The 17,879-nt window shown below is 63.5% G+C and carries 18 protein-coding genes; 8 read left to right on the top strand and 10 right to left on the bottom strand.

Annotated elements, in window-relative coordinates; translation table 11 throughout:
• Nucleotides 1–129 precede the first annotated feature (129 nt).
• Nucleotides 130–906: an ABC transporter substrate-binding protein gene (locus BLV45_RS14715; protein WP_090534232.1), complete on the bottom strand. Its 777-nt coding sequence runs from the start codon at nucleotides 904–906 to the stop codon at nucleotides 130–132.
• Between the two features lie 200 nt (nucleotides 907–1,106).
• Between BLV45_RS14715 and BLV45_RS14710 the strand changes: the two genes are divergently transcribed.
• Genes BLV45_RS14710 through BLV45_RS14695 form a run of 4 tightly spaced genes read left to right on the top strand, consistent with a single transcriptional unit; the run spans nucleotide 1,107 to nucleotide 3,299 of the window.
• Nucleotides 1,107–2,078 carry an ornithine cyclodeaminase family protein gene (locus tag BLV45_RS14710; RefSeq protein WP_090534231.1) on the top strand — a complete coding sequence of 324 codons (972 nt, stop codon included), beginning with the start codon at nucleotides 1,107–1,109 and terminating at the stop codon, nucleotides 2,076–2,078.
• Between the two features lie 54 nt (nucleotides 2,079–2,132).
• A complete protein-coding gene (locus BLV45_RS14705; protein WP_281246315.1) occupies nucleotides 2,133–2,819 on the top strand; it encodes a helix-turn-helix transcriptional regulator in 687 nt (228 codons plus the stop codon).
• A gap of 47 nt (nucleotides 2,820–2,866) precedes the next feature.
• The gene (locus tag BLV45_RS14700) at nucleotides 2,867–3,058 is read left to right on the top strand and encodes a DUF1653 domain-containing protein (RefSeq protein WP_090534229.1); all 192 of its coding nucleotides are present in this window, start codon (nucleotides 2,867–2,869) and stop codon (nucleotides 3,056–3,058) included.
• A 46-nt stretch (nucleotides 3,059–3,104) separates the two neighbouring features.
• Nucleotides 3,105–3,299: a YqaE/Pmp3 family membrane protein gene (locus tag BLV45_RS14695; RefSeq protein WP_090534227.1), complete on the top strand. Its 195-nt coding sequence runs from the start codon at nucleotides 3,105–3,107 to the stop codon at nucleotides 3,297–3,299.
• A gap of 8 nt (nucleotides 3,300–3,307) precedes the next feature.
• Here BLV45_RS14695 and BLV45_RS14690 read toward each other — a convergent pair whose 3' ends face one another.
• Both BLV45_RS14690 and BLV45_RS14685 read right to left on the bottom strand, forming a co-directional pair.
• Entirely contained in the window at nucleotides 3,308–3,691 is a 384-nt protein-coding gene (locus tag BLV45_RS14690; RefSeq protein ID WP_245753276.1) for a 2Fe-2S iron-sulfur cluster-binding protein, read from the bottom strand.
• An 85-nt stretch (nucleotides 3,692–3,776) separates the two neighbouring features.
• Complete coding sequence (locus BLV45_RS14685; protein ID WP_090534678.1) at nucleotides 3,777–5,723, bottom strand: sigma-54-dependent Fis family transcriptional regulator; 1,947 nt, start codon at nucleotides 5,721–5,723, stop codon at nucleotides 3,777–3,779.
• Nucleotides 5,724–6,175: 452 nt separating this feature from the next.
• Here BLV45_RS14685 and BLV45_RS14680 point away from each other — a divergent pair, with 452 nt between their 5' ends.
• Nucleotides 6,176–6,466 (top strand): DUF1488 family protein, encoded by a 291-nt coding sequence (locus BLV45_RS14680; protein WP_090534223.1) that lies wholly within the window; start codon nucleotides 6,176–6,178, stop codon nucleotides 6,464–6,466.
• Between the two features lie 147 nt (nucleotides 6,467–6,613).
• Here the strand turns inward: BLV45_RS14680 and BLV45_RS14675 are convergent, their stop codons facing one another.
• From BLV45_RS14675 to BLV45_RS14645, 7 genes are all read right to left on the bottom strand, one after another.
• Complete coding sequence (locus tag BLV45_RS14675; protein ID WP_245753274.1) at nucleotides 6,614–7,144, bottom strand: cytochrome b; 531 nt, start codon at nucleotides 7,142–7,144, stop codon at nucleotides 6,614–6,616.
• 34 nt (nucleotides 7,145–7,178) lie between these two features.
• Nucleotides 7,179–8,480 carry an NCS2 family permease gene (locus BLV45_RS14670; protein ID WP_090534221.1) on the bottom strand — a complete coding sequence of 434 codons (1,302 nt, stop codon included), beginning with the start codon at nucleotides 8,478–8,480 and terminating at the stop codon, nucleotides 7,179–7,181.
• A 191-nt stretch (nucleotides 8,481–8,671) separates the two neighbouring features.
• On the bottom strand, nucleotides 8,672–9,196 hold the full coding sequence (locus BLV45_RS14665; protein WP_090534219.1) for a YaiI/YqxD family protein: 525 nt from the start codon (nucleotides 9,194–9,196) through the stop codon (nucleotides 8,672–8,674).
• Between the two features lie 87 nt (nucleotides 9,197–9,283).
• On the bottom strand, nucleotides 9,284–9,538 hold the full coding sequence (locus BLV45_RS14660) for a DUF4148 domain-containing protein (RefSeq protein WP_090534216.1): 255 nt from the start codon (nucleotides 9,536–9,538) through the stop codon (nucleotides 9,284–9,286).
• 137 nt (nucleotides 9,539–9,675) lie between these two features.
• Nucleotides 9,676–10,449 (bottom strand): slipin family protein, encoded by a 774-nt coding sequence (locus BLV45_RS14655; RefSeq protein WP_090534214.1) that lies wholly within the window; start codon nucleotides 10,447–10,449, stop codon nucleotides 9,676–9,678.
• On the bottom strand, nucleotides 10,446–11,987 hold the full coding sequence (locus tag BLV45_RS14650; RefSeq protein WP_090534212.1) for an NfeD family protein: 1,542 nt from the start codon (nucleotides 11,985–11,987) through the stop codon (nucleotides 10,446–10,448). Before BLV45_RS14650 ends, BLV45_RS14655 begins: the two co-directional genes overlap by 4 nt.
• A 65-nt stretch (nucleotides 11,988–12,052) precedes the next feature.
• Nucleotides 12,053–13,084: an AraC family transcriptional regulator gene (locus tag BLV45_RS14645; RefSeq protein WP_090534210.1), complete on the bottom strand. Its 1,032-nt coding sequence runs from the start codon at nucleotides 13,082–13,084 to the stop codon at nucleotides 12,053–12,055.
• A 251-nt stretch (nucleotides 13,085–13,335) separates the two neighbouring features.
• Between BLV45_RS14645 and BLV45_RS14640 the strand changes: the two genes are divergently transcribed.
• From BLV45_RS14640 to BLV45_RS14630, 3 genes are all read left to right on the top strand, one after another.
• On the top strand, nucleotides 13,336–14,469 hold the full coding sequence (locus BLV45_RS14640) for an acyl-CoA dehydrogenase family protein (protein ID WP_090534208.1): 1,134 nt from the start codon (nucleotides 13,336–13,338) through the stop codon (nucleotides 14,467–14,469).
• A 50-nt stretch (nucleotides 14,470–14,519) separates the two neighbouring features.
• Complete coding sequence (locus tag BLV45_RS14635) at nucleotides 14,520–16,229, top strand: AMP-binding protein (protein WP_090534206.1); 1,710 nt, start codon at nucleotides 14,520–14,522, stop codon at nucleotides 16,227–16,229.
• Between the two features lie 89 nt (nucleotides 16,230–16,318).
• Nucleotides 16,319–17,854, top strand: coding sequence for a CoA-acylating methylmalonate-semialdehyde dehydrogenase (locus BLV45_RS14630; RefSeq protein ID WP_090534203.1), 1,536 nt, complete (start codon nucleotides 16,319–16,321; stop codon nucleotides 17,852–17,854).
• Nucleotides 17,855–17,879: the final 25 nt, after the last annotated feature.

The raw sequence follows: 17,879 nt of genomic DNA, 5'->3' as shown, positions 1-17,879 counted from the left end.
CTGAAAATGGGAGTGGGGGAAACGGCAGACGTGCGGCGCGCGTTCCGTCCGCGCGATCACGCGCCGCCAGTTCCTGCTTCGAGTCGCACGGGGCGCGGCTCGAAGCTGTCGACTCTGATCAGGACTGGCTTATTTCGCAATGATGTCGCGTTTGAAGTACTTCTGCGAGAGCGCGCTCAACGTGCCGTCTTTCTTCAACGAATCGAGCGCGGCGACCACTTTCGACTTCAACGCCTGGTCGCCCTTGCGCAGGCCGAGCCCCGTGCCTTCGCCTAGGGTTGCCGGGTCGCTCAGCGGCGCGCCGAGAATCGCGAAGTCGCGCGCTTCCGGTTTGTCGAGAAAACCGTCCTGCACGGTCTGTGCTTCCTGCACGGCCGCGTCCAGCCGGCCGGCGACGAGGTCCGCGTAGACCTGGTCCTGGTCCTGATACGACACGATGGAAACACCCGCCGTCGCCCAGTGCTGTTTCAGGAAATCTTCCTGCGACGAGCCCTGCAGCACGCCCACCCGCTTGCCCTGCAGGCTCTTCACGTCGGGCAGCAGTTTCGAATCGCGTTTTGCGACCATCACGATCGGCACGACATAGACCGGCGGCGTGAAATCGATGCTCTGCTTGCGCTTGCTGGTGATGTTCATGGCCGAGTTGATCACGTCGAACTTGCGCGCCTGCAACGCGGGAATCAGGCCGTCGAACGAGTTTTCGACCCACACGCATTTCACGTTCATTTTCTTGCAGACAGCGTTGCCGACGTCGATGTCGAAGCCCTGCAGTTCGCCCGACGGGCTTTTGCTTTCGAACGGCGGGTAGGCGGCTTCGACACCGAAGCGCAGCGTGTCGGCGGCATGGGCGGTGCCTGCGAGTCCGGCAAAGGCGACTGCAAGGCAAAGTGAGAGCTTGAGTTTCATGGACGGTTCCTGGACGGTGGGTGGAACTGCGGGTCAGGGTGAAAACGGCGAATCCGTGGATCGAATATAGACTGAAAGTCTATTGTGGACTATAAGGGATTTCATTGAATTGGCTTCAAATAGTCTAGAGTAGACTCTATGTCTACAATTTAAGCTGTGCAACCCGCTTTTCGCGGGCGCCCCGATCTGGAGAAATACGTATGAGCAGAAATGAACAGGCGATGCCGCTGATCGTCGATGAAGACACCGTGCGGCGCGCGTTACCCGCGCTGGATGTAGCGGGCGCGCTCGCCGCGATGTTTCGTGCGCTGGGCGAGGACAACGCCGTGCAGCCGCCGCAGACGCTCACGCTCTTTCCCGCTCAGGCCGGCGACTTCATCACGTACCTCGGCGTCATGGCGCAGGCGAAGGTGTTCGGCGCCAAGCTTTCGCCCTATATCGTGACGGGCGGCCGGCCGGTCGTGACGGCGTGGACCGCGCTGATGTCGATGGAAACGGGCCAGCCGCTGATGTGGTGCGACGCCGGATTGCTGACGACCGAACGCACCGCCGGAACAACGGGGCTCGCGGTGGGGCATCTCGCTGTCGCGGGTGCGCGGCATCTGGCGATCGTCGGTTCTGGCGCAATCGCGCAGGCGCATCTGCGGCACGTCGCGCGGCTGCGGCCATGGGAATCGATCCGTGTGTTTTCGCCCGACCTGCCGCGCGATCCGGCGAAGCAGGCCGCGATCCGCGCAATCGACGCGCGCGCGACGTTCAGCGCGAACGTCGAGGACTGTGTGCGCGATGCGGACGTCGTGATGCTCTGCACGTCGTCGGGCACACCTGTGCTGCCCGAAGGCGCGCTCACGCGGCCCGCGCTCGTCACGTCGATCAGCACGAACGTCGCGAACGCGCACGAGATCGATCCCGCGTGGCTGCCGGATATGGACGTGTATTGCGATTACCGCCGCACGACGCCAGGCAGCGCGGGTGAAATGATGCTGGCCGCCGCGCGGCATGGCTGGTCCGCGCAACGCGTGGTGGGTGACCTGCCGGAACTGCTCTGCGGCGCGTGTCCGGTCCCGACGTACGAAAAGCCCGTGTTTTTCCGCTCGATCGGTCTCGGGCTGGAAGACGTGGCGATTGCGTACGGACTGCTGCAGCATCTGCGCGCGCCGCGCGACGCTTGACAGAAACGTTCCGGGTGGCGACGATTCCTCCGCGCCCGCCAGCACTGCCGGAACATGGCAGTGCGTTCCGATCCGCCCCACGTGCTTACAGAACCCATGCGCAAGAAAAAGTCGTCACCTGTCAAAGACCTGCTGCTTACCCGTTACGCCCCGCTCGCGGACGGTATCGCGACGCTCTTTTTCCCGTACGCCGAAGTGGTCATCCACGATCTGCGCGACCAGACGGTGCTGTACCTCGCGAACAACCTGTCGAGACGCGAAATCGGCGACGATTCGGCGCTCGAGGAAGTCGACCACTCGGCGCGCGAACGGGTGATCGGCCCGTATGAAAAGCTGAACTGGGACGGTCGCCGCATGCGTTGCGTGAGCAACGTGCTGTTCGACGACGCTGGCAAGCCAGCGGGCATGATGTGCATCAATTTCAATATCGCGGTATTCGAAGACGTGCGCTCCACGCTCGATCTGTTCATCAAGGGCGCGGGCATCGTCGCGCAGCCGGACGAACTGTTTCGCGACGACTGGCAGGATCGCATCAACACGTTTTTGCATGGCTGGCTGCGCGAGCGGCAGATCGGCCTGAATGCGCTCACGCGCGACCACCGGCGCGAACTGGTCGAGGCGCTCCATGCCGAAGGCGCGTTCCGTGGCAGGAGTTCGGCGAACTATGTGGCCGCCGTGCTCGGCATGGGACGCGCGACCGTCTACAAACATCTGAAGCAGATGAAGGAAAACGCGAGCTGAACCCGTGCGTTATATGCTGCTGCAACGATCTGAAGAGGAGTGAATCCGTGCGCTACCGGCACTACAAGGGCGGCATCTATGAACTGGTCTGCGAGGCGACGCTGGAATCGGACCCGGGCGTGACGATGATCGTCTACCGCGCGGCGAATGGTACGATCTGGACCCGTCCGGCTTCGGTGTTTTTCGAGCCTGTCGAACACGAAGGCATGACCGTTTCGCGGTTTACGCCGATCGATTGATTAACCGCGTGTCGAAAGCGCGCGACTTGCAGAAAGAGAAACAGACATGCGTCTATTGCTTGCCATCATCCTGCCGTGGTTCCAGTTTTTCACGATCGGACGTCCGTTCGCCGGGATCATCTGTCTGATCCTGCAGATCACGCTGATCGGCTGGATTCCGGCTGCAATCTGGTCGGTGTACGCACTGAGCCAGTACAAGACCGATCAGAAGATCGAGCGCGCACTGGGTTCGCGCATGTAAGTTCGCGCTCAGGATTGCTGGAGTTCGACTGCGTCGACCATATCAGGCACGTCGATCACCAGATCCGACGCGGCAATCGCCACGCAGGGCAGGATCAGGCCTTCGGCCTTTTCTTCCTGGGTCAGGCCGGGCCATTCGATCGTGTATCGCACCCGGCCTTCCTTCAGCTGGCACATGCACGTTCTGCATGTGCCGTTGCGGCACGATCTCGGTAGCCGCAAGCCGGCGAAGCCGGCGGCTTCGAGCACGGTCAGCGAATCCGGCGCATCAAATGTTTTTCCCAACGGCTCGATGCGCACTAGGAACGTTCGCGCGTCGTTGTCGTTATCAACGCTGGCGCTTGAATCAGGTTCGGAAAAGGGTCGGCAGGCCATGACGGGTTTGCCCGGCAATCACGGGAAGGTGTCGAGAACGCGCAAGCTTAGCTTAAGCCGCCGCGTCATGTGAATCGGGTCTGCGTTGTGTGCGCCGCTGGTTTTAGTGCGCGCGCCGCTGCCGCAGATAACGGTAAACCGTATTTCGCGCGAGCCCGAGCTCACGCGCCGTCGCCGATACGTTGCCTGCGTTGCGCCCCAGCGTCTGTTCGATCAGCGTCGCCTGCCAGTCCTGCATGTTCCCCGGCATCGCGCTGGCGTCTCGCAGTGTCGACATCGACAGCGACACATGGCTTTTGCTGGGTACGGCGTCGCAGTCCTGCAGGAAATCGTCCGGCAGATGCTCGAGCCCGATCTCGTCCTCGCCTTCCGCCATGATGGCCGCCGTACGCAGCACGTTCGCCATTTGCCGCAGGTTTCCTGGCCAGCGGCAACGCTGGAAGCGTTCGAGCACGGCATTCGAAACACGCGCTGGAGCGGCGTCGCTGTCGCGTTGCAGATCGAGCATGCGTGCGACCAGCGCGGCGAGATCCGTTCGTTCACCCAGCGCCGGCAACGTGACGACAAGCCCGTTGATGCGGTAATACAGGTCACCGCGAAACGTGCCGGCTTCGATCATCGCGCGCAGGTTGCGATGCGTCGCGCAGACCACACGCAGGTCGACCGGAATCGCACGGGTTCCGCCAAGCGGCACGACGTTGCGCTCCTGCAGCACGCGCATCAGCCGAACCTGCTGTGCGAGCGGCATGTCGCCGATTTCATCGAGAAAAAGCGTGCCGCCGTCTGCCTGAACAATCTTGCCGACGTTGCCGCGTTTTTTTGCACCGGTAAACGCGCCATCTTCGTAGCCGAACAGTTCGGCTTCGATCAACGTATCGGGTAGCGACGCGCAGTTCACCGCGACAAACGGCGCATCGCGACGCGGCGAACCGTTATGGATCGCACGCGCAAGCCATTCCTTGCCGGTGCCGGTGTGCCCGAGCACGAGAATCGGAATGTCCCGGCCGCGCACTTTCTCGACACGCCGAAGGACCGCCGACATCTGCTCGTCGCCGGTATCGAGCGTCGCGAACGTCACGTTCTCGGCCGGCGCGTTTGCCGGGCGTGCGGGACGCATCGACCGCGCGCCCGCTTCGAAACCTTCATCGGCCGGCGCGCGAAACACCTGTCGCGCGCCGGCTGCATATTCGCCGCGCGCGATGACGCGCACGCCGCTTGGCAGCGTGAGCGTCATGCATTCGCCGGGCCGGTGCATCGCGTGGTTCAGCAGCGCCGGCAGCGTCATGCCCAGCAGTTCGGGAAAGGTCTGCGTTTGCAGGGTCGTGAGCGGGCGTCCAAACTGGAACAGCGCGCTGCGATTCGCGGCGAGAAACCGGCCGTCCGGTGCGAATGCGGCGAGTCCTTCGAACAGCGTGCCGATGAATTCGGCGCGCGCGTGGAAATGAATGCGGATGGCGTCGGTGAACTGGTTCGTGAAGATCACGTTTTCGATCATCTGCGCGGACATCCGCACGAGCGCCAGCGTGTGCTTGTAAAAGCCGCGTGTGTCGCCGCTTACGTCGAGCGCGCCGATCGTGCGCCCGAACGGGTCGGCAATCGGTGCGCAGGAGCAGGTGAGAATCCGGTTCGCGTGAAGAAAATGCTCGTCGGCATGAACGACCGTCGGCTGTCCGTCGACGAGTGCGGTGCCGATTGCATTCGTGCCGCGATCCGATTCGGCCCACGACACACCCGCGCACAGCGCGACACGATTCGCTTTTTCGACGAAGTCGCTGTCGCCAAAGGTGTGCAGGATGACGCCTTCGTTATCGGTGAGCAGCACCATGCTCTGCGTATCGACGATCTGCGCATAGAGCGTTTCCATCACCGGCAACGCATGGGTACACAGCGCGTGATTGCTCTCGACGAGTTCGCGCAAAGCGGGGCGACGCAGCGGATGGAAATCGGGTGCTTCGGCTGCGCGCAGCCCGACGCTCAACGAGCGCGCGTGGGCCGTTGCGATGACATCCGGAAGCGCCGTTGCGGGCGGCGTCGAATAGCGTTGCGTCAATGCATGTCTCCGGTTCTTTCCGAACGCGCCCGCGAGATGCGTAGCCTCGCGAATCGCCATCGCTGTTCATGGCGCACTGCAGCATGAAGGCGGATAGATTCTCCATCATACAAGATGCGTCCAGGTCTTCACATGCGGGAGAAAACGGGGGGCGCGACAGGTGACGACGTTTCGCCACCTGCCGCGACGCACCCGGCCGGGAAATGCCCGAGAAAAGCCGGGAATCCACGGCCGGCGCGGGCCGGCGCTACAAATGAATCGCACCGCGACGGTGAGCGCGAAATGGAAAACTTGCAGCCCGGCAGAAGTCGTCTACAGTGAATAAAATCAGCCGCCCGGCGTGTCACGTTACGGACGTGCGGCTGTCATCCGCGCATGTAACCGGTCAGGAGGCGCTTTTAGCAGACATGTGTGGCCCCGATTGATTGTTCGTCACCCGAAAGGCGATTCCCATGCAGATCATTTTCCTGAACGAAACCCCTGAATACTCGGGACAAGAACTTACCCTGGCATTCCCGGTAATGGTCGATGGCGAGAGGGTGGAGTGCATGATTACCGCCGAAACGCTGGAAGACCACTACGGGGCCGCATCGACGCGTCTCGAGGACATGGTCGGCGCATTTTCCACGCACCGTGAACACATCGAGGCCGCGACGCGCAGGCTGCTGTCGGAAACACGGGCGCAGTGCCTCGTGCTGCGCAGCGGTTACGTGCGTTTCTACGAGGCGAACCTGCGCAACTAGGTTGTGGGGTATCGGGCGCGTGACGCGCGAGCGGACCGGCGTGACCGCCGCCACCGGATATGGCGGCGCTGAAGTTCGCCCCGACGTTCGCCGCGATGAAGGCGGATACTGTCAAGTCTGCGTCGACGGACTACGTCCGTGACGCGCTCAAAGCATGCGACGCAGCGTGCGATCCCTGAATACGATGTGATGCGTGAGCGCGCCCAGTGCGTGCAGTCCGATCACGAAGTAAAACGCATTGCCAATCCACTCATGCGCGGTTTTGATGGCGGATCGCGCAATCGTGTCTTTTCCCACCAGCGTGATGTCGACGTTCAATCCGGCCAGCGTCAGCGGATGCCCACCCGTATTGATCGTCAGAATGCCAAGCAGCGGCTGCACGAAAATGAACAGATACAGCGCGAGGTGAGCGAGTCGCGCGAAAAAAGTCAGCACGGCGTTGACTTCTATTTCATCGGGCGCGCCGCGCCACAGGCGCCACACCAGCCGGAAAACCGCGAACGTGAGCACGAGCGTGCCGGCCCAGTAATGCACGTCGCTCCAGAAAATGCGGCTATCGCTGCCCTTCGGGCCGCGAATCTCGATGGCCAGATACGCGAGCGCAACCAGCAGGAAGATTGCCCAGTGAAAGAACACGGCAGGCTTCGAATAGCGGTCCTGTGAGGTGGAGTTTTGCACGTGGCGATGTCCCTGAGGTTGGGTCAGCAAGCGCCTATTCGGCGCCCAGATAGAAATAGCGGAACAGAAAAACGGCCGCGATGATCCACACAACAGGCTTGACCTGGCGTGCCTGACCCGTCAGCAGTTTCAGCCCGGCGTACGAGATAAAGCCGAACGCCACGCCGTTTGCGATCGAATACGTGAACGGCATCAGCAGCGTGGTGAGGGCGGCCGGCACGACTTCCGTGGCGTCGTCCCACGGCAGGTCGGCCATTTCGCGCAGCATCAGGCAAGACACGTAGAGAAGCGCCGGCGCGGTGGCGTATCCCGGCACGACGCCCGCGAGCGGCGCGAAAAACAGCGCAGCGAGGAACAGCACGCCGACGGTAATCGCCGTCACGCCCGTGCGGCCACCGGCCTGCACGCCAGACGCGCTTTCGATATACGCCGTCGTCGACGACGTGCCGAGCATGGAGCCCGCCAGAATCGCGGTGCTGTCGGCGAGCAGCGCCCTGTTCAGGCGATGCATCTTGCCCTTGACGAGCAGGCCGGCGCGGTTCGCGACGCCCATCAGGGTCCCGGTCGCGTCGAACAGTTCGACGAGGAAGAACACGAGAATCACGTTGAGCACCCCACCCGACAGCGCAGCGCGGATATCGAGGTGAAAGAGCGTCGCGTCGATCGAAGGCGGCGCGGACACAATACCGTTGAAATGATTGCCGCCGAAGAAAAAGCTGAGCACGGTCACGCCGACGATGCCGATCAGGATCGCGCCGCGCACGCGCAGGAAGTCGAGCGTCGCGATCGTGAAAAAGCCGACGATCGCGAGCACCACATGCGCGTCGTGCAGGTTGCCGAGCGTGACGAGCGTCGCCGGATCGGCCACCACGATACCCGCCGACTTGAGCGAGATGATCGCGAGAAAGAGGCCGATGCCGCCCGTGATGGCGATACGGATCGAATGCGGGATGCCGTTCACGATGACTTCGCGTACCCGGAACAGCGTCACGATCAGGAACAGGCACCCGGAAATGAACACGGCGCCCAGTGCGGCCTGCCACGTGAACCCCATGCCTTTCACGACCGTGTACGCGAAATACGCATTGAGCCCCATGCCCGGCGCGCAGGCGATCGGGTAGTTCGCGTACAGCCCCATGATGAGCGTGGCGAGTGCGGACACAAGACAGGTGGCGACGAACACGGATTCTTTCGGCATGCCCGCATCGCCGAGAATCGCCGGATTCACGAAGATGATGTAGGCCATCGTCAGGAACGTGGTCACGCCTGCCAGCACTTCGGTGCGCAGATTGGTGCCGGCTTCGTCGAAGCCGAAATAGCGTTTTACGGAGTCCATGAGTGCGTCTCTCGTTGTGTGCTGATGGTTTCTTGTAATGGGCGGGCGCCGCGTTCCGGCTGCAAGGCAAACGAAACCGGACGCGGGCCAGCCACGACCGCATGCCACGGGCGGATTGTAAACACGATTGATCGTGAAGTAGCAGTTCGTCGCGTGCTTCGTGGAGGCGGTGCAACACCGGTTGACGCGCTTCAGCCTTCGTGCGGACCTTGCGGGTCGCCGTCGGGCGTGGACGTACCGGCCGGCAGGGAGCCAGGCGCAACGGTGCGCGGCGCATGACGCGCGAGCCACCGGTCGAGCTCTCCCGCGAAGGTCTTCGTATCGCGCGCGCTGAAGGCGGACGGGCCGCCCGTGTCGACGCCGCTGCCGCGCAACTGGTCGAGCATCGCGCGCATGCGCAGGCGTTCTTCGATCGTGCCGGGGCTGTACCAGTTGCCGCGCGGATCGAGCGCGTGCGCGTTTTTTTGCAGCACGGCGGCGGCGAGCGGGATGTCGGCGGTGATCACGAGGTCGCCGGCGACCACGCGTTCGGCGATCAGGTCATCGGCGGCGTCGAAGCCGGCCGGCACCTGGATCGTGCGGATCAACGGGGAAGGGGGAACACGCAGGAACTGGTTCGCGACCAGCGTGACGGTCACGCTGACGCGCCGTGCGGCGCGAAACAGCATGTCCTTGATGACGACCGGACAGGCGTCCGCGTCTACCCAGATTTGCATCGTGTCGGCTTCCGGAGTCGAAGGGGCGTGATGATACCCGACTCAGGATAGCGCGATCGATGCGACAGGATGGGGCCTGTTATCAGGTTATTGCACGCTGGCTGCCGACTGCGCGCGCCGCGCCGCGACAATTTTGCTGGCCTGCTGCGCGTTCGCCGGATAGTTGATCCAGTCGAGCGGGTCGTAACCGGCCGCGCGCCAGGCGGCGAGATCGGCTTTCACTTCGGCGCGGGTTTTCGGCGCGGAAGGATCATATGTCTGCGCCGCAGTCTGGGCGAATACAGCCGGCACGAGCAGCGTGCCGAGCAGTGCGCCGGCAGCGATACGGGAAAGGATGTTCATGGTAGCGGTGATTTTATAAGGGATAACCCTTACATTCTAGATGTGTGACCGGCGAACCGGAAGACGTCATCTGGCAATGCATTGTTGCGCGCAATGCGATGAATCCGCCTGGTTCCTGCCTTCAAGACCCTTGCATGTCAGACATTCGACGCTTTCCCCATCCGGTCGACCACGGCGGTCAGCAGGTCGATGGGCAGCGGGAAAACGATCGTCGAGTTCTTGTCGGCGGCGATGGTGGTGAGCGTCTGCAGGTAACGCAGCTGCATGGCCTGCGGCTGGCGCGCGAGTGTCTGCGCCGCCTCCAGCAGATGCGCGGCCGCCTGCAGCTCGCCCTGCGCATGAATCACCTTGGCGCGTCGTTCGCGCTCGGCTTCCGCCTGACGCGCGATCGCGCGGATCATCGTTTCGTTGATATCGACGTGCTTGATCTCGACGTTCGAGACCTTGATGCCCCACGCGTCGGTCTGCGCGTCGAGCACCTTCTGGATGTCGGCGTTGAGCTGTTCGCGTTCGGCCAGCAGGTCGTCGAGTTCGTGCTTGCCGAGCACGGAGCGCAGCGTCGTCTGCGAAAGCTGGCTGGTGGCCTCGAAATAGCGCGCCACCTGGATCACGGCCCGCTCCGGATCGACGACGCGAAAATAGATCACCGCGTTCACCTTGACGGAGACGTTGTCGCGCGTGATGACGTCCTGCGGCGGCACGTCGAACACGATCGTGCGCAGATCCATGCGCACCACCTGCTGCACGACTGGAATGATCAGCACGAGTCCCGGCCCCTTGACCTTCCAGAAGCGTCCGAGCATGAACACCACGCCGCGTTCGTACTCGCGAAAAATGCGCACCGACGACGCAATCAGCACGATCACCACCAGGAGCAGGATGCTGCTAAAGCCGAACGTGAAACCGATCATGAGTGTTCTCCCTGTTGTGATAGGGGTGACGGATGGCGCACGAGCGGCACGACCGTCAGCAGCAGGCCGCGTCGCCCGGTGACGCGCACTTCGTGGCCCGCGGCAAGCGGCTCCGCGCTCGTCACGCGCCAGCGCTCGCCATGCACGCGCGCCCAGGCTTCGTTCGCGGTCGTGCCATCCGGCGGCATGACGCCGTCGTCCAGCACGATGCCGATGCTGCCCAGCATCGCCTCGCTGCCCGTTACGACCGGCCGCCGCCGCGCGCGCATCGCCACGCTCGACACCGTGAAGATAAAGAGCGCACTGAAAACCGTGAGCGAGACGATAAGCGGAACCGGCACACCGTAGCCGGGCACGTCGGTGTCGATCAGCATCAACGCGCCGATCACGAACGCGACGATTCCGCCAAAGCCAAGCGTGCCGAAGGTCGGCAGATAAACCTCGGCGATCAGGAACGCGATGCCAAGAAAGATCAACCCGAGCCCGACGAAGTTCACCGGCAGCAGTTGCAGCGCGAAGAGTCCGACGAGCAGGCTGATCGCGCCCGCGACGCCCGGCAGCACGAAACCCGGATTGGCGAATTCGAAGAAAAGGCCGTATATGCCGATCATCATCAGGATCAGCGCGACGTTCGGGTCGGCGATGACCGCAAGAAAACGGTTGCGCCAGTCGGGCTCGAGCGTCACGACAGACGCCCCGTTTGTCATGAGGTGCTGGTCGCCCGCCATGGTGTTGACCGTGCGGCCGTCGAGCTGGTGCAGCAGGTCGGGAACGTCGCGCGCGATCAGGTCGACCACATGCTGGTCGAGCGCCTCGCGCGCCGACAGGCTGACGGCTTCGCGCACGGCACGTTCGGCCCAGTCCTGATTGCGTCCGCGCAGTTGCGCGAGTCCGCGGATATAGGCGGCTGCGTCGTGTACCTGCTTGCGGATCTCGGTCGACTGCGTATCGAGTGCGCCTGGCTCAGACGCCGCGCCGGATGACGAAGCGGCTTTCCCGTCGCCCGGTGCCGGCAACGCGCCCGGTTGTTGCGGCGCAGCGCCGCCGATCCCCAACTGAATCGGCGTGGCCGCGCCGAGATTGGTGCCCGGTGCCATCGCCGCGATGTGGCTCGCGTACACGATATAGGTGCCGGCGCTCGCGGCCCGCGCCCCGCCTGGCGCGATAAACGTGGCGACAGGCACGGGGGAAGCGAGGATCGCCTTGATGATCTGCCGCATCGAGGTATCGAGCCCGCCAGGCGTATCGAGCTGGATGACGGCCAGTTGCGCGTGATCTCTCGCCGCCAGCGCGAGGCCGCGAACGATGAAATCCGCGCTTGCCGGGCCGATTGCGCCGTTGACCGGAATCACGACGACGCTTCTCGAGGCCGGCGCCGCGAATGACGGGGAATGTGGCAGAAGGGCCGCGAATGCCATCAGCAGTCCCGACGCGGCCGCGCCGCGCAGAACCTTCAAACACCGGGCCGCAAGGCCGCCACGGGGTACATGACGGCGCGGACCAGACTGCCGGAGCAGGAGGAACGAGTACGTTCTCATCGCGGACAGCCGGCACACCTTGTCGGCAAGCGCCGGACGGAAAGGACTGGCCTGATAGCTATAGCTTAGTCCGCTTCCGCGGGCTGTGTGAGCGACGTGACGCGGTAATCGGTCGGGCGCATGCCCGTCCATTTGCGAAACGCACGATAAAACGCGCTGGGTTCGGCGAAACCGACGCTTGCCGCGATGTCGGCGACCGCACGGTCGGTGTCCTGCAGCTCACCGATGGCGATGTCGCGCCGCAGGTCGTCCTTGATCGACTGGTATGTATAGCCTTCCAGCTTCAGGTGGCGGCGCATCGTCGCTTCGGCGACGTGCAGGCGCCGCGCCATGTCGTCGGAGCCGGGCCACGCGGACATCGGCAGCGCCCGCAGCAGCTTGCGCACGCGCGCGGCCAGCGAGCCGGCATTGCGGTACTTCACGACGAAATTGCCGGGCGCGTCGCGCAGGAAGGTTCTTGCCGATTTCGCGGTCTGCACGACCGGCAGATCGAGGAACGCCGGTGCGAGATCGACGAAGGACGCATCCTGGTCGAACGCCATGTCGTCGCAGAACATCAGCCGGTACTCGTGCGCCGCCGGCGGCGCCGTGCAGCGAAAACGCGCCTGCAGGAGCGGGATGCGTCGCCCGACCAGCCAGCACACGAGGCCGTAGACGAGGATGAAATACGTCGCACAGGCGAACATGGTGGGTGCGGGCGTGCCTTCGCGATGCGTGAATTCGAGCCTCACGCGCGTGGCGTCCTTCACGATTCGCACGTGCAGGTCGTCCAGCACGAGCCGCATGAAACCGACCGCGCGCGCAAGCGCATGCGCGCCGGTGCGCGCGGTGAGCGCCGCGTGCGTCATCGCGACGAAGCTGCCGCTTTTCATCGGATGCGAGTCCTGACCGAAGAATTCGTCGTCGAGCGCGCGGGCGATGCCGGCCCACAGCGCGCCGTATTGCGCCGACGTCACGCGGCTTTTCGGCGAAGCCAGCACCTGTGGCGCAATGCCGGCCGCTTCGATAACGGGTTGCACGTCGAGCCCGCGTACACGGGCGAGGGCGAGTGTTTCCTCGACGAGACTGACGGAAATGGTGCCTTTTTCGCTTTTCATCCTGACTATGGCAAATGCGCTCACCGAGATTGAGCGGGCTGAGCATCGAACCTGGACTGTGGACTGCCTACACTTTTCTGATCAGGTGCCGCCGCGCGTGCGTCGTGACGCTGCGCCGCAACAACGCGGCGCAAAGCCGGCCAGCCCGTCCCGGCGCGCCATGCGCGACATCACGGCCGCGCATGGCACAGACCGAACGTAACATGCGCGAACCCATGCGCCCCATTCGCTCATAAGGCAAGGCGGACTCCATGCACGATTTCTACACCGACGAACAACGGATGATCCGCGACGCGGCACGCGACTTCGCGACCCATAGTCTCGCACCGCATGCGGGCGAGTGGGACCGCGCGGGCGCATTGCCGCCGGAAATCGTCACGCAGATGGGCGAACTCGGCTTTCTGGGCATGATCGTGCCGGCGGAGTGGAGCGGTTCCTACAGCGATTATGTGGCTTATGCGCTCGCCATCGAAGAAATCGCCGCGGGCTGCGCGGCGTGCGCGACGCTGATGAGCGTGCATAACTCCGTCGGCTGCGGTCCCATTCTGAACTTCGGCACCGATGCGCAGAAAGACCAGTATCTGCACGATCTGGCAACGGGAAAACGCATCGGGGCGTTCTGCCTGACCGAGCCGCAGGCCGGCTCCGAGGCGCACAACCTGCGCACCCGCGCGGTGTTGCGCGACGGCCAGTGGATCATCAACGGCAGCAAGCAGTTCGTGACGAACGGTTCGCGCGCCGATATTGCAATCGTGTTCGCCGTCACCGATCCGGATCGCGGCAAGCGCGGTCTTTCAGCGTTTATCGTGCCGACCACCACGCCGGGGTTCAACGTCGGCAAGCCGGAAAAGAAGCTTGGCATCCGCGCGTCAGATACTTGCCCGATTTCGTTCGACAACTGCGCGGTGCCCGAGGCCAATCTGCTCGGCCAGTCCGGAGAGGGTCTGCGCATCGCACTGTCGAACCTGGAAGGTGGGCGCATCGGCATCGCGGCGCAGGCCGTCGGCATCGCGCGCGCGGCGTTCGACGCGGCGCGTGCGTACGCGAACGAGCGCGTCCAGTTCGGCAAGGCGTTGAAGGACCATCAGACGATCGCGAACATGCTCGCCGACATGACGACGCGCCTGAACGCGGCGCGCCTGCTCGTGCATCACGCGGCGCGGTTGCGCACCGAGGGGCTGCCGTGCCTGTCGGAGGCATCGCAGGCGAAACTGTACGCATCCGAAATCGCCGAAGACATATGCTCGAAAGCGATCCAGATTCACGGCGGCTACGGCTACCTGGAAGACTACGCGGTGGAGCGTCACTATCGCGATGCCCGCATCACGCAGATTTACGAAGGAACCAGCGAGGTACAAAGAATGGTGATCGCGCGGTACGTTTGAGCGCAAAATAATCCGATACAGAGCGCGCATGCGCCAATCAGGAGACAACGATGACTGCAGCGAACAGCTTTCTGGCGGCGCGCGACCTGTTGTTTCGCCATCGCACGGATTACGACAGTGCGTATCGCGAGTTCACGTGGCCCACGCTCGGCGAATTCAACTGGGCGCTCGACTATTTCGACGCATTCGCGCGGAATAACAACCAGCCGGCGCTCATGATCGTCGACGGCGCGGCGAGCGAAGGCACGCGCTACACGTATGCGCAGATGTCGGAGCGCTCGGCGCGCACGGCGAATTTCCTGCGTGAAACCGGCGTCGGGCGCGGCGATCGTCTGCTGCTGATGCTGCCGAATCGCGTCGAACTGTGGGACGTGATGCTTGCTGCAATGAAGCTCGGCGCGATCGTGCTGCCCGCGACCACACAACTGTCACCGGACGACGTGTGCGATCGCGTGCAGATCGGCGGCGCGCAGTATGTCGTGGTCGATAGCGGCGAGCTGGCGAAGTTCGACGCGATCGATGCCAGCGTCACGCGCATTTCGGTTGGCACGCCACGTGAAGGCTGGATCGATCTTGCGCGCGCCGCTGACGCATCGCCGTCATTCGAACCCGATGGTCGGACACACGCGACCGATCCGATGCTGCTGTACTTCACTTCCGGCACCACGTCGAAGCCGAAGCTCGTCGAGCATACGCATCAAAGCTATCCGGTGGGCCATCTGTCGACGATGTACTGGATCGGTCTTCAACCCGGCGACGTTCACTGGAACATCAGCTCGCCGGGGTGGGCCAAGCACGCGTGGAGCTGCTTTTTTGCACCGTGGAATGCGGGTGCGTGCGTGTTCATCTTCAACACGCCGCGCTTCGAGCCGAAGGAAACCCTCAACGCGCTCGTGCGCTTTAACGTCACCACGCTGTGCGCGCCGCCGACTGTCTGGCGCATGCTCGTGCAGGAGCCGCTCGCGTCATATCCGGTCAAGCTGCGCGAGATTGTCGGCGCGGGCGAGCCGCTCAATCCCGAGGTTATCGAGCGCGTGCGTCATGCGTGGAGCGTGACCATTCGCGATGGCTTCGGCCAGACGGAAACCACCTGCCAGATCGGCAATTCGCCGGGCCAGCCGGTCGTGGCGGGATCGATGGGACGACCGTTGCCGGGCTACCGGATCGAACTCGTCGATGCCGACGATCAACCGGCCACCGAGGGCGAAATCGCGTTGCCGCTGGATCGGCGCCCGCTTGGCCTGATGACCGGCTATGCGAACAACGAGAAGGCCACGGTTCAGGCGATGCGCAACGGCCTTTATCACACGTCCGATGTCGCGATGCGACGCGACGACGGTTACTACGTTTATGTCGGCCGCGCGGACGACGTGTTCAAGTCGTCCGACTATCGCCTGAGCCCGTTCGAACTCGAAAGCGTGCTGATCGAACATGAGGCCATCGCCGAAGCGGCGGTTGTGCCGAGCGCCGATGAACTGCGTCTGTCGGTGCCGAAAGCGTTTGTCACGGTGCGCCAGGGTTACGAAGCAGGTCCGGAACTGGCGCGCGCGGTGTTCGCGTTTTCGCGCGAAAAGCTCGCGCCCTACAAGCGGATTCGCCGGCTGCAGTTCAGCGAATTGCCTAAGACCATCTCGGGCAAGATCCGCCGCGTCGAGTTGCGACGGCGCGAACTGGAGCGCGCCGCGGAACCCGCGCGCCTGCCTGGCGAGTACTGGGAAGAGGATTTCCCCGATCTGCGTGAATCCGTTCCGAAACGCTAGACACGATACATATTGCGACCTGATTACATCGTTCATTGTTTGCATTGCCGTGCGGCTGCGCGAGCGGCCAAACGTAAAGGAGAATCCAGATGAGTGCCAATCCATCCACCCTCGCCAGCAAGGCATCCGGCGTGGCGACCGTCAAACTGCTGATCAACGGCGAATTCGTCGAATCGAAATCCACTGAATGGCGCGATATCGTCAACCCGGCGACGCAGGACGTGCTCGCACGCGTGCCGTTCGCCACGGCCAGCGAAGTTGACGCCGCGATCCGCGCCGCGCACGACGCGTTCAAGACATGGAAGAACACGCCGATCGGCGCGCGCATGCGGATCATGCTGAAGTATCAGGCGCTGATTCGCGAGCATATGCCGCGCATTGCGAAGACGCTGAGCGCGGAGCAGGGCAAGACGCTTCCCGATGCGGAAGGCGATATCTTTCGCGGGCTCGAAGTCGTCGAGCACGCCTGTTCGATCGGTACCCTGCAGCAGGGCGAATTCGCGGAGAACGTCGCGGGCAGCGTCGATACGTATACGCTGCGTCAACCGCTCGGCGTGTGCGTGGGCATCACGCCGTTCAACTTCCCGGCGATGATTCCGCTGTGGATGTTCCCGATGGCGCTCGTCTGCGGCAACACGTTCGTGCTGAAGCCTTCGGAGCAGGACCCGATGTCGACGATGGAACTCGTCGAACTCGCGCTCGAAGCCGGCGTGCCGAAGGGCGTGCTGAACGTCGTACACGGCGGCAAGGATGTCGTCGATGCGCTGTGTACGCATGAACTCGTCAAGGCGATTTCGTTCGTCGGTTCGACGGCGGTCGGCACGCACGTGTATCGCCTCGGCAGCGAACATGGCAAGCGCGTGCAGTCGATGATGGGCGCGAAGAATCACGCCGTCGTGTTGCCCGATGCGAACCGCGAACAGACGCTCAATGCACTGGCAGGCGCGGGCTTTGGCGCGGCGGGGCAGCGCTGCATGGCGACGTCGGTGGTCGTGCTGGTCGGCGCGTCCGCGCAGTGGTTGCCCGATCTCGTCGAAAAAGCGAAGACATTGAAGGTCAACGCGGGCAGCGAGCCGGATACGGACATCGGCCCGGTGGTTTCGCGCGCGGCGAAGGAGCGCATTCTCGGGTTGATCGAAGCCGGCGTGAAGGAAGGCGCGACGCTCGCGCTGGATGGCCGCGGCGTCAAGGTGCCGGGCTACGAGAAAGGCAACTTCATCGGCCCGACGATCTTTAGCGGCGTCACGACCGATATGAAAATCTACCGCACTGAAATCTTCGGACCGGTGCTGTCCATCGTGACCGTGCCGACGCTCGACGAGGCGATCGAACTCGTCAACCGCAATCCGTTTGGCAACGGCGTGGGGCTCTTCACGCAGAGCGGCGCGGCGGCGCGCAAGTTTCAGAGCGACATCGACATCGGCCAGGTCGGCATCAACATTCCGATTCCGGTGCCCGTGCCGGCGTTCAGCTTTACGGGTTCGCGCGGCTCGAAGCTTGGCGATCTCGGGCCGTACGGCAAGCAGGTCGTGCAGTTCTATACGCAGACCAAAACCGTCATCGCGCGCTGGTTCGACGACGCCACCGTACACGACGGCGTCAACACGACGATCAGCCTGCGCTAGGCCGCGATCCCGAATGCAGGCAACG

This window comes from Paraburkholderia sartisoli, from assembly GCF_900107685.1.
Taxonomy (GTDB): Bacteria; Pseudomonadota; Gammaproteobacteria; order Burkholderiales; family Burkholderiaceae; genus Paraburkholderia; species Paraburkholderia sartisoli.
The sequence above is the reverse complement of the archived record's forward strand: the minus strand, read 5'-3'. Positions and strand labels throughout refer to the sequence as shown.